General features: G+C 62.8%; 12 protein-coding genes. 4 read left to right on the top strand and 8 right to left on the bottom strand.

Annotated elements, in window-relative coordinates; translation table 11 throughout:
* Positions 1–22 precede the first annotated feature (22 nt).
* Entirely contained in the window at positions 23–997 is a 975-nt protein-coding gene (locus tag VGD45_RS17550) for a hypothetical protein (protein WP_331156632.1), read from the top strand.
* A 5-nt stretch (positions 998–1,002) separates the two neighbouring features.
* Here the strand turns inward: VGD45_RS17550 and VGD45_RS17545 are convergent, their stop codons facing one another.
* Together VGD45_RS17545 and VGD45_RS17540 are read right to left on the bottom strand one after the other, a co-directional pair.
* Positions 1,003–1,371, bottom strand: a complete 369-nt coding sequence (locus tag VGD45_RS17545) for a DUF393 domain-containing protein (protein ID WP_331156631.1) — start codon at positions 1,369–1,371, stop codon at positions 1,003–1,005.
* Positions 1,364–2,401 (bottom strand): fatty acid desaturase, encoded by a 1,038-nt coding sequence (locus tag VGD45_RS17540; RefSeq protein ID WP_331156630.1) that lies wholly within the window; start codon positions 2,399–2,401, stop codon positions 1,364–1,366. Before VGD45_RS17540 ends, VGD45_RS17545 begins: the two co-directional genes overlap by 8 nt.
* A gap of 190 nt (positions 2,402–2,591) precedes the next feature.
* On the opposite strand from VGD45_RS17540, the gene VGD45_RS17535 reads away from it, so the two are divergent.
* A complete protein-coding gene (locus VGD45_RS17535) occupies positions 2,592–5,528 on the top strand; it encodes a choice-of-anchor I family protein (RefSeq protein ID WP_331156629.1) in 2,937 nt (978 codons plus the stop codon).
* Positions 5,529–5,571: 43 nt separating this feature from the next.
* Here VGD45_RS17535 and VGD45_RS17530 read toward each other — a convergent pair whose 3' ends face one another.
* The 4 genes from VGD45_RS17530 to VGD45_RS17515 form a co-directional block, all read right to left on the bottom strand.
* A complete protein-coding gene (locus VGD45_RS17530) occupies positions 5,572–6,087 on the bottom strand; it encodes a DUF1993 domain-containing protein (protein ID WP_331156628.1) in 516 nt (171 codons plus the stop codon).
* Positions 6,088–6,252: 165 nt separating this feature from the next.
* The gene (locus tag VGD45_RS17525; RefSeq protein WP_331156627.1) at positions 6,253–6,834 is read right to left on the bottom strand and encodes a histidine phosphatase family protein; all 582 of its coding nucleotides are present in this window, start codon (positions 6,832–6,834) and stop codon (positions 6,253–6,255) included.
* Between the two features lie 40 nt (positions 6,835–6,874).
* The gene (locus tag VGD45_RS17520) at positions 6,875–7,225 is read right to left on the bottom strand and encodes a hypothetical protein (RefSeq protein WP_414717587.1); all 351 of its coding nucleotides are present in this window, start codon (positions 7,223–7,225) and stop codon (positions 6,875–6,877) included.
* Positions 7,226–7,239: 14 nt separating this feature from the next.
* Positions 7,240–7,710, bottom strand: a complete 471-nt coding sequence (locus VGD45_RS17515) for a polymer-forming cytoskeletal protein (RefSeq protein ID WP_331156625.1) — start codon at positions 7,708–7,710, stop codon at positions 7,240–7,242.
* 226 nt (positions 7,711–7,936) lie between these two features.
* On the opposite strand from VGD45_RS17515, the gene VGD45_RS17510 reads away from it, so the two are divergent.
* Together VGD45_RS17510 and VGD45_RS17505 are read left to right on the top strand one after the other, a co-directional pair.
* Positions 7,937–8,416 carry a (2Fe-2S)-binding protein gene (locus tag VGD45_RS17510; protein WP_331156624.1) on the top strand — a complete coding sequence of 160 codons (480 nt, stop codon included), beginning with the start codon at positions 7,937–7,939 and terminating at the stop codon, positions 8,414–8,416.
* A 1-nt stretch (position 8,417) separates the two neighbouring features.
* The gene (locus VGD45_RS17505) at positions 8,418–10,583 is read left to right on the top strand and encodes a xanthine dehydrogenase family protein molybdopterin-binding subunit (protein WP_331156623.1); all 2,166 of its coding nucleotides are present in this window, start codon (positions 8,418–8,420) and stop codon (positions 10,581–10,583) included.
* A 148-nt stretch (positions 10,584–10,731) separates the two neighbouring features.
* On the opposite strand, the gene VGD45_RS17500 is transcribed toward VGD45_RS17505, so the two are convergent.
* Positions 10,732–10,926, bottom strand: a complete 195-nt coding sequence (locus VGD45_RS17500) for a CstA-like transporter-associated (seleno)protein (RefSeq protein WP_331156622.1) — start codon at positions 10,924–10,926, stop codon at positions 10,732–10,734.
* Complete coding sequence (locus VGD45_RS17495; RefSeq protein ID WP_331156621.1) at positions 10,923–12,986, bottom strand: carbon starvation CstA family protein; 2,064 nt, start codon at positions 12,984–12,986, stop codon at positions 10,923–10,925. Before VGD45_RS17495 ends, VGD45_RS17500 begins: the two co-directional genes overlap by 4 nt.
* Between the last annotated feature and the right edge of the window lie 28 nt (positions 12,987–13,014).

Below are 13,014 nucleotides of genomic sequence, written 5' to 3'. Positions count from 1 at the left end.
AAAGCCCACGCGAGTGAAACGTATGAGCGCCGCAGCCGCGATGGTGGTGTCGCCCGCCGCCGAAAAACTGTTTCAGGAAAATTCCGACCGCGCCCGTTATGCACGTTGCATCAAGGCGTCCAAGCGAGTGCGCTGGGACATCGACGCCGACGTGTTTCGTGGCCGGGCCTTCGATTTCCGCCGCAAGTTCCTCCCGGACGGCCTCACCAAGGTCAACGACCTGGCCTTCCTGTCCGTGGACGAGAAGCGCGCCATGAGTCATGTGCAAGGGCGCAGCTATGCCTGTCTGTTCGGGCTGGTGGAACGTTTCATCAGCGCCAAGACTCTGGAGCTGGCCAGCAAGCAGGGATTGGGCGACCAGGTGGCGCTGGAAGGCCTGGTGCGGTTCAGCGACGAAGAGCTGAAACATCAGGAGCTGTTCCGTCGCATCGAGATCGCGCTGGCGAGCCGCATGCCGGGCGGCTATGCGCTGATCGCCGACGCCAACGAAGTGGCGCGTCAGGTGCTGAACAAATCCACCTGGGCAGTGCTGGCGCTGACTTGTCACATCGAGCTGTTCACTCAGGCGCACTATCGCGAAAGCCTGGAGCGCGACGACGAGCTGTCGGATCTGTATCGCGACGTGTTCCGCTTTCACTGGCTGGAAGAATGTCAGCATGCGGTCATGGACGAGATCGAATGGTGCCGCGAAGATCGCAACCTCACGGCCGCCGAGCGCGACATCGCCGTCGACGATTTCATCGCGCTGCTTCGCCTGCTCGACGAGGTGGTCTGCACGCAGTCGTCGGCGGACGCCGGTTATTTCATGCGATTGTGTGAACGCACTTTCTCACCGGCCGAACAGCAGGAAATCCGTCGGACCATGCAGCGCGCCTATCGCTGGCAATACATCGTCTCCGGTGCTCAGCATCCGCATTTCAACAAGATGCTGTCGAGCATGGCGACGCGCCAGCAAATGCAGCGGGTTCAGGCTGCACTCGCGCCGATGGTGGGCTAGCACGATCACCAACGTTTGCGGAAGCGATTCCACGCGTACAGGCAGGCCGCGAAGCCGTTGTATAGCCATCGCGCGACAGTTCGCAGAATCGGAAGTCGGATGATTCTTGCGAGTACGGCCTGCGTGGGTGTGTGACGGAAGAGGACCTCGAAGGCGTCGGCGCCGATTTTGACATCGCCTCGCTCGTCGACGACGTGCAGGCGTTCTCTCACGAACTCGCGCTGTGCGCCGATCTCGCAAACCGCTTCTGCGTCCTTGTGAATATCGATCCACTCGACCTCGGCGCCACAAGACTCCATGCGTTGGCGCTGGCCTTTGATGCCGGCGTCGCAGACGGGGCAGGCGCTGTTGTAATACACCTTGACCTTAGACATGGCGCCTGCGCTCCTCGAACATGGCGTGCAGGGTGCCGAACATCGATCTGGGCGCTGGCTGCGTTCCGGTCGCGCGCTGCACGGCTGGGAGGTGGCAGCTTGGGATCTGGGGATGTGCGTGATGTTCCGCGTGGTGATTGAAGTTCAGGTCGTAGAGTAGAGCGCGGTCGAGCCAGCTCGGCTGATGAGATCGCACGATGTACGGATCGGATCCGTCGAGCACGCCATGTTCGGCGATGCCTCGCAGCTGGCTGAAGAACAAAGCAAACGTCGCGCCCGATGCAAACGGCAGCAGGGCGAGCAGTGGATAGCGACCCAACCCGGTCACGAGCGTCAGCATCGCGACCTGCACCAGAATGACGAGTGCGATCTCTCCTGTTCGCAACGACCTCGCGAGATTGCGAGGCGCGAGCAGACTTTCTGCAACGACGCTCCGCAGGTTCAAGCCGAGCAGTGGCTTTGCCAGATGCCTGCGCAATTGGCCGCGGGTCATACGAGCCAGATCGGCGTAATGGAATGCCTGCGGGTCGCCGGCTCTCCCATACAAGCGATGATGTTTCCAGTGCTGCAGGCAAAAGCTGTGGAAGTCGACACCGCTGACTGCGCCCAGCAGCCCGCCGACGCGTGTGTTCATCTTGCGGCTGACAAACAAGGTGTGATGGGTGCAATCGTGCATCACGATAGTGATGCGATAAAGAAACAAACCGATCGCGGGACTCAGCAGCCAAGGCAGGAAAGCATGAACGCCGGCGAGCGCGGGCGCCAGCCCGAGCAGCGCGAACAGCGGCAAAACGTTGCGCAGAATGGCGCGCCAACCATATGCGTCCGAGGGGCGCAGCCACTCAGATTGCAGCAGCTGTTCCCGGATCGAACTGGCCGAACGTTCGAAAATTCCTCCCGCTTCGCGGGTTCGAGAAAAGTCTGAAATCGTCGTGCCTGCTGCGGCCAGGCTGGCCGATCCTTCACCAGGTTCTGGAATTTCACGAGTCCGTGAAATGCTTGAAATCTTCGTGCTTCGATCGGATCTCATATTCCTGAATCCGGCTCTTCGGCCACGATGAGTGTACGCCTATGCAGACGACTCGGCGTGAATTGCTGTCATAAAGACGTCACACATCCCGGCAACAATCGCCCTCGTATAAGCCCGGCACGGATTGCTGCCTCAAGGACGAGGCTCAGGCAGGGCGCCAAACAATATTCGTCCGTGATCCGGAGCTTTCATGTCCATTGCGTCTCGTTCCTGCGTGGCCGCGGCCGTCGCGGCCGCATTGTTCAATTGCGCTTTTCCAGCCTTCGCGGGCGATCGGCACGACGGGAACTGGGGCGATTGGGACTGGCCCCGGCATCATGACGACGATCAGGGCCGCATCAAACTGAAGCCGCTGGCCACTTACGACGCGGGCGAAGCGGGCTCGGCCGAGATCGTCGCCTTCGACGCGGCGAGCAAGCGCCTGTTCCTGGTGAACGCGGAAACAAACACCGTCGACATTCTCGACGTGCGGAATCCGTCGCGCCCAAAAAAACTTTCGACCATCGACACCACCGAGTTCGGCTCGCCGAACAGCGTCGCAGTACGTGATGGCGTGGTGGCCATTGCCATCGAGAGCGATCCGAAAACGGACCCCGGCCACATCGCTTTCTATGACACCAGCGGCAAACTGATCAAAGCCGTGCGGGCCGGCGCGTTGCCGGACATGATCACCTTCACTCCCGATGGCGGTTACGTGCTGACGGCCAACGAAGGCGAGCCGAGCGGCTATGGCGATGGGCGCGTCGATCCGGAAGGCTCGGTGAGCATCGTTCCCGTGCCGCGCCACTGGAAAGAGTGGAAGCAGCTCAGCGACCGTGACGTTCGCACCGTGTCGTTCAAGAAATTCAACGGCCAGGAAGCGAAGCTGCGCGCACAGGGCATTCGCATCTACGGGCCCGGCGCGACCGCGGCTCAGGATTTCGAGCCTGAATACATCACAGTCGCCGACGACTCGCGCACAGCGTATGTGACTCTGCAGGAAAACAACGCCATCGCCGAGATCGACCTGAAGCGCGCCTCGGTGACGAATCTGCTACCGCTCGGCTACAAGGACTACAGCGAGCAGCCGTTCACCGCGGCCACTTACGAGTGGACCAAGCTGCCGTCCATCGGCACCACCGTCGGCGGACAGAAAATGTTTCTCGGTGGTTTCTCCGGCCTCGCGTTCGAAGGCACGACCGGCGACGGCAAGCTGAAGTTCATCACGCACACCGATCGCGGTCCGAACGGCGAGCCCACGGGAATCAATCGTCCGTTCCTGCTGCCCGAGTTCACGCCGCGCCTCGTGCGCTTCACGCTCGACCCGGCCACCGGCGAATTCGAGCTGCAACAACAGATTTATTTGAAGCAAGCCAACGGCAAGCCCCTGAGCGGCCTGCCCAACACGGGCGTCTCGAACGACACGAATCAACCGTACAACGACGAAGTCGGCGTCGACCTGTTCGGCAAGCCCATCGCCGTCGATCCGCTGGGCGCGGACCTCGAAGGAATCGCCATCGCCGAAGACGGCTCGTTCTGGATGGTCGACGAATATCGTCCGGCGATTTATCACTTCACCAGCAATGGCAAATTGATCGAGCGTCTCGTGCCGATCGGAACGCACGCGGCTGCCGGCAAGCCGGTGCCGCAGCCGGGCAGGGCAGGTGTGTTCGGCGTGGAAGCTTTGCCCGCAGTCATCGCGCAGCGTCGTCAGAATCGCGGCTTCGAAGCTGTCGTGATTCAAGACGGTAAGGTCTATGCCTTCGTGCAGAGCCCGCTGCGCAGCCCGGCGACATTGAGCAATGGTGCGTTGAACGCGATGAAGAATGTGCGCGTCGTTGAATACGATCCGAAAACGCGCGCGACTCGCCAGTTCCTGTATGTGATGGACAATCCGCCGTCGGTGAGCGCCGACGACACGCGCGCCGACAAGATCGGCGATGCCGCTGCGCTTCCCGGCGGTGGTTTCCTAGTCGTGGAGCGTGATGACGATGCTCTGCCGGAGGATCCGATCGAGACCATCACCAAGAAGATCTATTCCTTCAAGCTCGACGGCGCGACGGATGTTTCCTCGCTCGGCTTGTTCAATGTCGGCGGTGTGCAGAAGAGTGTCGATCAGATGACCGTCGAGGAACTGGCGGCAGTGGGTGTCGCGCCGGTCACCAAGGCCCTGCATGTGGATCTTTCCGCCGTGGGCTATGCCTCGGTGGAAAAGATCGAGGGCCTGGCGGTTCTCGGCAATGGTCAGCTCGCGCTGGTCAACGACAACGACTTCGGCGTCGCTGGCGTCGTCATCGACAACGCGACCGGCAAGTTCACGCTCGCGCCCGGCTATCAGCCGGAGAATGTGACGCTGGGCCTGTTGAAGGCGCCGGGTCTCGATGCCTCCGATCGCGACGGCGCCATCAACATTCGCAACTGGCCCGTGTTCGGCATGTACCAGCCCGACGCCATCGCCTCGTTCCGCTCGGGCAGAAAGACCTATCTGGTCACCGCCAACGAAGGTGACGCGCGCGATTGGGATGGCCTCGAAGAAGAAGAGCGCGTGAATTCGTTGACCTTGGACTCAGCGGCATTCCCCGACGCGGAGGCGCTGCAGGAGAACGACAACCTCGGCCGCCTGAATGTCACCAGCACGCTGGGCGATGCAAATGGCGATGGCGTGTACGAGTCGCTGTACACACTGGGTGGCCGCTCGTTCTCGATCTGGACGACTGACGGCACTCAAGTGTTCGACAGCGGCAGCGACTTCGAGCGCGTGACCGCGGCGAGCAACCCGGAGTTCTTCAACGCGAGCAACGACGATCGAAATTTCGACAGCCGCTCCGATAACAAAGGTCCGGAGCCGGAAGGCCTGGTGCTTGGAACGATCGGTCATCGTCGCTATGCGTTCGTGGGCCTGGAGCGCATGGGCGGCGTGATGACTTACGACATCACCAATCCGCTGGCCCCGATGTTTGTCGACTACACGAACAACCGTGACTTCTCGGTGGATCCCGCGGAGGCGCCGGCGGCCGGAGATCTCGGCCCCGAAGGTCTGTTGTTCATCGACGCCAAGGACAGCCCGACTCGCACGCCGCTGCTGGTGGTGGCGAACGAGGTCAGCGGCACAGTTACGCTCTATAAGATCGAGCGCGAGCAAGACTGAAGCAGTTGCGGGGCCGGCTCGCGGCCGGCCCCATCGAGCCGACTTAAACCTGCGGCACCTGGCCCAGGTAATCGGTCTTGCCGATCTCCACGCCGCCATGGCGCAGCAGCGCGTACGTGGTGGTGACATGGAAGAAGAAATTCGGCAGCGCCCAATGGCGCACGAAATCCGCCGCTTTAAAATTCAACGTCGCGCGCGGCGTCTTGATCGTGACGGTGCGGCTGTCGTCGCCGCCGAACTGCTCGGGCTTGAAGCTCTGCAGGTAATCGATGGTCTTGTTAACGCGCGCGAGCAGCTCGGGCATCGTGGTTTCGGTGTCTTCGAACTTCGGCGGCTCCGTACCGCTCAGTCGCGCAGCCGCGCCTTTGGCCGCATCGCTGGCGATCTGCACCTGCCGGTTCAACGGCAGCATGTCCGGGTACAGACGCATCGAGACGAACACGTTGGGATCGAACTTGCGGGCTTCGGCATGCGCGACGGCCTTTTCGAGGATGGCCTTCAAGTTGCGCAGCGACAGCAGAAACGTGGGAATCGTGACTTCGTACAGTGACAGGCTCATGGCAAGAACTCCGGCCCCCTGGGCTTCTCATGGTTGAGGCGCGGATTATAGGAGCCGGGTAACATTCCGGTCTCCGCCTGGAGCCCGAATTATTGAGCGCTCTGGAGCACGAGTCTGTTGCCTGATACCGCGCAGTCTCGCAGTGTCAGGCAACTGCTTCGTGGGTTACTGTCGAGCGAGCACGAGCGTATCGGCCTCGCGCCCGAGCTCGATCAGGCGCAGCTCGCCTTTGTCGTTGCTGACGACCGTGACGGAAGCATGATCCGGGCGGAAGCACACCACTTCCTCGCGCTTCTGCGCGGCGCCGACGGCGACGTTGATGGCGATGAAGTGAGTGCAGATCACACAGTCGTGATCGATCGCTATCAGCGACTCTGCGACCGAGCGACGCCATTCCAAATAATCGATCGAGCCCGCCGGCGCATTCGCATGCAACTGCGGCCACGTGCCGCGCATACAAGCGATGAGCCAGTCGTGACGTGCGGTGAGATCGATGGGCGGAGAAGGAATCTCCGCGACTGACGCCATGGGTACAGCGTCGCAGAACCAGATCTGCGCGAGCGGTTGGGCAGTCTCGCGACACCGGCGCATCGGGCTCGTGTAGAGCGGCAGGCGGGACAACGAACCAGCGAGGCTCTCGGCCGTGGCGCGGGCTTGTTCCATGCCAGTGGGGTCGAGGCCCGGATCGGGATCCTCGCCCCACGAGGCAGCGGGCTTGGCGTGTCTGACCAGATACAAACGTGGCATGTCGCCAGTTTGCGTTATTTCCGGGGTTATTTCCCTTGCATTATTTTTCTGGCGGCTTGAATACATCCACCGACACTGTGACGGTGCGCCCTTCATTGGCGCCGAGCGCACCGACACCGACCACCTGGCGCGACACTTCGTCGCCCCGGTCGTTACGCACCGAAATGACGATCGAGTATTCCCAGGCGTCGCCTTCCGCCGGATGGCGGAAAGCGCCTTCGACCCGCAAGGCCGAGAACGTCGCCTGCGCCCGCCGTTCGGCGACGGCCTTGGGATCGAAGCGCAGGTGATGCTGACAGGCTGGGCAAATGCTCGCGCTTTCGAGGATGGTCGACTTGCAGTGTGGGCAGATGCGCGTCTTGCCCGCCGCGGCCGACCGTCCCGTACTGATCACGGGCATCGGGGTTACTTGCCGCCCTTATCGTCCCACCCGAATTCCGCTCGGCCGCGCATGCGCGAGCCCGCGGCGACTGTGAGCGAGCCGGCCTTGAGGTCGCCATTGAGCACGCCGGTCTGCAACAGCTCCACGCGGGTGGCCGCGTCGATGTTGCCTTCCAGCTCGCCGCCGACGATGACGGTGTTGGCGCGGACGCTGCCGGTGATCTTGGCGCCCTGCTCGATGGTCAGGTTGCCGTTCACGTGCACGTCGCCCTTGAAGTTACCGGCCACGCGAACATTGCCGGAGCCTTCGATCTTGCCTTCGATGGTCAGGCCCGCGGCCAGCACGGATTCCTTGCCCTCGACCGCGGCGGCCGGACGCGCAGCAGGCGCGGCGGCGCGAGGTGTGTCGACAGCGGCAACTGTTGCCACGGTTTTTTCGGGGGCGGGATCGGGTGTGTTCTGTTCCCTACCGTACTGATCTTTCCACAACGCCATGTCGGCACTCCTCAGTTGAACGAGCTGCGGTTAATTACACAGGCGACTAAAAGGTGTCAAACATTCCGACATGAAACGTCGCGCCCAGACGACACTGTGTCGAACTGCTGTTCGTTCATGCGCGGCGTTCAGTTGCGGCTTTTGCGCTGCAAGACTACGGAGTGTGAATTTCTTCTCGTCAGCCTATAGTCGGCGCGCACAACTCTAAGCCGGTGAGGATTTCTAAATGATTAAGCTCACGGTCAATGGCCAGCCACGCGAAGTGGATGTGGCCGGGGATACGCCGCTTCTTTGGGTGTTACGAGATTCGTTAGGGCTGACGGGGACCAAGTTCGGCTGCGGCATGTCCCTGTGCGGGGCGTGCACCGTTCATGTCGATGGAACACCGACGCGCGCTTGCGTCACTCCCGTGGAAAGCGCGGCCGGTAAGGCGATCACGACCATCGAGGGTCTGTCGCCGGATCGCAGTCATCCGGTGCAGCAGGCCTGGATGGAAATCGACGTGCCTCAGTGCGGCTACTGCCAGTCGGGCCAGATCATGTCCGCCGCGGCCTTGCTCAAACAAAATCCCAAGCCTTCGGATGCGGACATCGACGCCGCCATGAGCGGCAACATCTGTCGCTGCGGCACTTATCCGCGCATTCGCAAAGCTATCCATAGGGCTGCGGCGCTCGCCGCCGGGCAGACCGGAAGGGAGGGTGGCTGAGATGGCAACTACACCTGGTTCGTTGCTGGGCGATCTGTCTCGCCGCGGGTTCATCAAGTCCACTGCGACCGCCGCGGGCGGGCTGGTGATCGCTTGTTATCTGCCTGGCTGCAGTAAGCCGGAGGAAGCGGCCAAGAATGTCGGGCCGCCGAAGCTGATCAAGGCCAATGCGTTCCTGCAGATCGGCACCGACGGTTCGATCACCATGTTTTGTGACAAATCGGAGATGGGTCAGGGCGTGTACACGGCGTTGCCGACGTTGCTCGCCGAAGAGCTGGGCGTCGCACCGGATGTCGTCAAAGTTGAATTCGCGCCGCCTGGTCCTGAGTACGTGAACAAGCTGCTCGGCGCGCAGGCGACCGGCGGCAGCACGAGCGTGCGCGAAGCGTGGGACAAGATCCGCATGGCTGGCGCCGAAGCGCGCACTCGATTGATTGCAGCCGCGGCCAATGAATGGAAAGCCCCGCCGCAATCGTGCACGGTCGCCGATGGCTATGTTTTATTCACCAGCCGGCGCAAGTCGTTCGGCGAGCTGGCCGAAGCGGCCGCGGCGTTGCCGGCGCCGCAGAATGTTCAGGTCAAGGGCAAGAACGAATTCAAATACATCGGCAAGACCGCGACCCGAACGGATACGCCGTCGAAGGTCGATGGCAGCGCGCAGTTCGGCATCGACGTTCGCTTGCCAAATATGCTGTACGCGGCGCTGGCGCAGCCGCCGGAGCTGGGCGCCACCGTAAAGGGCTTCAATGCCGATAAGGCGAAGACGATGCCCGGTGTGCGTGAGGTGTTACAAACATCGTCGGGCGTCGCGGTGGTCGCGGACTCCTGGTGGCAAGCGAAGCAGGCGCGCGACGCGCTGGACATCCAGTGGAATCCTGGACCCGCTGCCAAGCTGAACAATGCTGCCATCTATGCCGGGCTCAAGAACGCATCGAGCGGCAAAGGCCTGGACGTACGCAAGGAAGGCGACGCCGACGCGGGCTGGAAAGCAAACAGCCGGCGAGTGGAGGCGACGTATGAGTTGCCGATGCTCGCGCACGCGACGCTGGAGCCACAGAACTGCACGGTCGAGTTTCGCGACGGCGCCTGTCATTTGTATGTGCCCACTCAGGTGCAGCAGATGGCGCAGGCCGCGGCTGCGAAGGCGGCGAACTTACCGCCGGAACAGGTGTTCGTGCACACGACGTTCCTCGGCGGTGGCTTCGGGCGCAGGCTCGATGTCGATTTCATCCCCGCCGCGGTCGAATGCGCGAAGGCGCTCAACAAGCCGGTGAAGTTGTTGTGGACGCGTGAGGACGATACGACTCATGACAAATATCGTCCGCCCGCGCGTAACACCATGTCCGGCGCGTTCGATTCGAATGGCAAGCTGGATACAGTGAAGCTTCACCTGGTCGCGCCATCTATCACGGCGCGATGGGCGCCCGGCGCCGTGCCGCAGGGAACACCGGATCCGTTCGCGGTCGAGGCGGCTCACAACTTCCCGTATGCCGTGCCGAATTTATATATCGACTATTTGCAGCACGAAGTGGGGTTGGAAGTCGGGTATTGGCGTTCGGTGAGTCACGCGCTCAACTGTTTCACCGTCGAGAGCTTCATGGACGAGCTGGCGGCCGAGGCACAGATGGATCCGGTGGAGTTCCGGCGCTCGCTGCTCGGCAAGCAGCCGCGCTGGCTATCGGTCCTCGACGTGGCGACGCGCAAGGCGAACTGGGGGCAGCCGCCCGCGGGGCGTCATCAAGGCGTGGCCTTGATGTCTGGATATGACACCTATCTCGCGCAGGTCGCCGAGATCTCGCTCGAGGGCAACAACCTGAAAGTCCATCGCATCGTCTGCGCCATCGATTGCGGTCAGATGGTGAACCCCGGCATCGTCCAGGCCCAGGCGGAAGGCAGCATCGTGTTCGGCCTGACGGCCGCGCTGTTCAGCGAGATCAACGTGGTCGGCGGCAAGGTTCAGGAACAGAACTTCGATACCTACCGTCTGCTCCGTCTGAATGAGACGCCGGTCATCGAGATTCACTTGCTGAACACGGACGAGAAACCCGGCGGCATGGGCGAACCCGCGGTCGCGTTGGTCGCGCCTGCTGTTTGTAATGCTATTTACGCGGCGACTCGGAAGAGGCTTCGTAAGCTGCCGATCGCTAAGCAAGGGTTCGTCGTTTGAGAGGGTGAAGAGGGGCGGCGTCGGTGGCGGCGCCGCCTGGGCAGGGGGAGTGTCCTTCCGGCAACGCGCACCCGCCTTCGCCCGCTGTCGCGGGCGTCCTGCTTGCACATCCCTGGCGCTGCTACGGCATCCGCGTCGATTTCGTTTATCAGCAGCAGCGCGACACTCCAGTCCACTTGCACTGTTGCTGCTGGAGATAAAAGGCGCGGCGGCTCATGGGCGGCGAGCCGGCGTGCGCGTGTGCGTGATGAGCCAGGTACTTGTCGTAGGCGTCGTCAGTGGCGAGCGAGCGGATCATGTTCCAGGCCGCTGCCGCCCATAGCGTCAGTCGTTGCATGCTCATGCTGCCTCCGCACTGATCTTGATCGAGTTGATATCGACATGCGGCGCTTCCGAGTTCGGAGGCACCGGCTGGCCACGCACGGCGCGCACGCTCACGCGAAGCATGTCGGCGATGACTACCCAGAGAATCAACACCAGCAGCACGGCCAGCACCGCATCGAGCCGCTGATTGAAAATGAGCTGCGGGGCCACCGCCGCCTGCGCCTCGGGCAGTGTGCCGGCGGCAAGCTTCGCGGCCAGTCCGTCAGCTGCCGCCAGGAAGCCCACGCGCGGATCGCTCGACACAACCTTTTCCCAAGTAGCGGCCGTCGTCACAATGGCCAGCCACGCCAGCGGCGCGCCCGTGACCCAGCAATACCGCAGCTTGCCCTGCTTGATCAGGATGCCGGTGGCCACGCACAAGGCGATGCCGGCCAGCAGCTGATTGGCGATGCCGAACAGCGGCCACAGAATATTGATGCCGCCATTGGGATCGACCACGCCGATGTACAGGAAGTAACCCCAGCCGGCGACCACCAGACCGCTCGCGATCAGCACCGACGGATACCACGATGTCTCGCCCATCGGCTTCCACACGTGGCTGAGCGCGTCCTGCAACATGAAGCGGCCGACGCGCGTGCCAGCGTCGAGCGTGGTCAGGATGAACACCGCCTCGAACATGATGGCGAAGTGGTACCAGATGGCCAGCATGCTCTCGCCGAAGGCGCTGGAGAAAATGCTGGCCATGCCTACCGCCAGCGAAGGCGCGCCGCCGGTGCGCGCGAACAAGGTCGATTCGCCCATCTCCTTGGCCAGGAACTGCATCTGTTCGACCGTCACTGGGAAGCCCCAGCTCGTGATGGTCGCGACGGCTGCTTCCGCCGTGGCGCCGACGACGCCCGGTGCGCTGTTGATGGCGAAGTACACGCCAGGCTGCAGCAGGGTCGCCGCGATCATCGCCATCACCGCGACGGCGGACTCGAGCATCATGCTGCCGTAGCCGATCATCCGCACATCGGCTTCGTTGCCGATCAGCTTGGGCGTGGTGCCGCTGGACACCAGCGCGTGGAAGCCGGAGATGGCGCCGCACGCAATGGTGATGAACACGAACGGGAATAGCGCGCCACCGAAGATCGGCCCGGTGCCGTCGATGAACTGCGTGACCGCCGGCATGTGGATCTCGGGCCGCATCAGGATCACGGCCAGGGCCAGCAGCAATACGGTGCCGAGCTTCAGGAACGTGGAAAGGTAGTCACGCGGCGCCAGCAGCAGCCACACCGGCAGCACAGCAGCGATAAATCCATAGCCGATGACGAACCACGCCAGCGGCTTGCCTTCGAGATTGAACAGCTCACGCAGCGCCGGATGCGAATCGACCCAGCCGCCGCCGACCACCGCGAATAGCAGCAGGGCGAGTCCGATCAGCGACCCCTCCAGCACGCGGCCCGGGCGGATATTGCGCAGGTACACGCCGATCAGCACCGCGATCGGAATGGTCGCGAACACCGTCGAGGTGGCCCAAGGGCTGTGCTTCATCGCATTGACCACCACCAGGCCGAGCACGGCGATGAGGATGATCATGATGGTGAGTGTGCCGAGCATGGCCGCGAAGCCGCCGACCGGGCCCAGTTCGTCGCGCGCCATCTGGCCGAGACTGCGGCCATTGCGCCGTGTCGACAGGAACAGGATGGTCATGTCCTGAACGCAGCCGCCGAGCACGCCGCCGACCAGGATCCACAAGGTGCCGGGCAGGTAGCCGAACTGGGCCGCCAGGGTCGGACCGATCAGCGGGCCGGGGCCGGCGATGGCGGCGAAGTGGTGACCGAACACGATCCAGCGATGCGTCGGCACGAAGTCGCGGCCGTTGTTCAGCCGCAGTGCCGGCGTGGCGCGCGTGGGATCGACGCTCAGGACCTTGGCGGCGACCCACGCGCTGTAAAAGCGATAGCCCAGGCTGTACACGCAGATCGCGGCCACCACGATCCACATGGCGTTGATGGTTTCGCCGCGATGAATCGCGATGCCGCCGATCGCGAACGCGCCGACCAGCGCCACCAGCATCCAGAACGCTTTCCGTATCATTGCTACCCGCCCACGCCCCCGTTATTCG

Origin of the sequence: Steroidobacter sp. (assembly GCF_036402275.1) — a bacterium.
Taxonomy (GTDB): domain Bacteria; phylum Pseudomonadota; class Gammaproteobacteria; order Steroidobacterales; family Steroidobacteraceae; genus Steroidobacter.
This window is presented reverse-complemented; position numbering and strand designations above follow the sequence as displayed.

Excerpts from the sequence above, each read along its gene's own strand:
- VGD45_RS17530 (WP_331156628.1), bottom strand. The coding sequence starts at position 6,087 with ATGAGCCTGTCACTGTACGAAGTCACGATTCCCACGTTTCTGCTGTCG.
- VGD45_RS17535 (WP_331156629.1), top strand. The coding sequence starts at position 2,592 with ATGTCCATTGCGTCTCGTTCCTGCGTGGCCGCGGCCGTCGCGGCCGCA.
- VGD45_RS17525 (WP_331156627.1), bottom strand. The coding sequence starts at position 6,834 with ATGCCACGTTTGTATCTGGTCAGACACGCCAAGCCCGCTGCCTCGTGG.
- VGD45_RS17550 (WP_331156632.1), top strand. The coding sequence starts at position 23 with ATGAGCGCCGCAGCCGCGATGGTGGTGTCGCCCGCCGCCGAAAAACTG.
- VGD45_RS17510 (WP_331156624.1), top strand. The coding sequence starts at position 7,937 with ATGATTAAGCTCACGGTCAATGGCCAGCCACGCGAAGTGGATGTGGCC.
- VGD45_RS17500 (WP_331156622.1), bottom strand. The coding sequence starts at position 10,926 with ATGAGCATGCAACGACTGACGCTATGGGCGGCAGCGGCCTGGAACATG.
- VGD45_RS17540 (WP_331156630.1), bottom strand. The coding sequence starts at position 2,401 with ATGAGATCCGATCGAAGCACGAAGATTTCAAGCATTTCACGGACTCGT.
- VGD45_RS17505 (WP_331156623.1), top strand. The coding sequence starts at position 8,418 with ATGGCAACTACACCTGGTTCGTTGCTGGGCGATCTGTCTCGCCGCGGG.
- VGD45_RS17515 (WP_331156625.1), bottom strand. The coding sequence starts at position 7,710 with ATGGCGTTGTGGAAAGATCAGTACGGTAGGGAACAGAACACACCCGAT.
- VGD45_RS17495 (WP_331156621.1), bottom strand. The coding sequence starts at position 12,986 with ATGATACGGAAAGCGTTCTGGATGCTGGTGGCGCTGGTCGGCGCGTTC.
- VGD45_RS17545 (WP_331156631.1), bottom strand. The coding sequence starts at position 1,371 with ATGTCTAAGGTCAAGGTGTATTACAACAGCGCCTGCCCCGTCTGCGAC.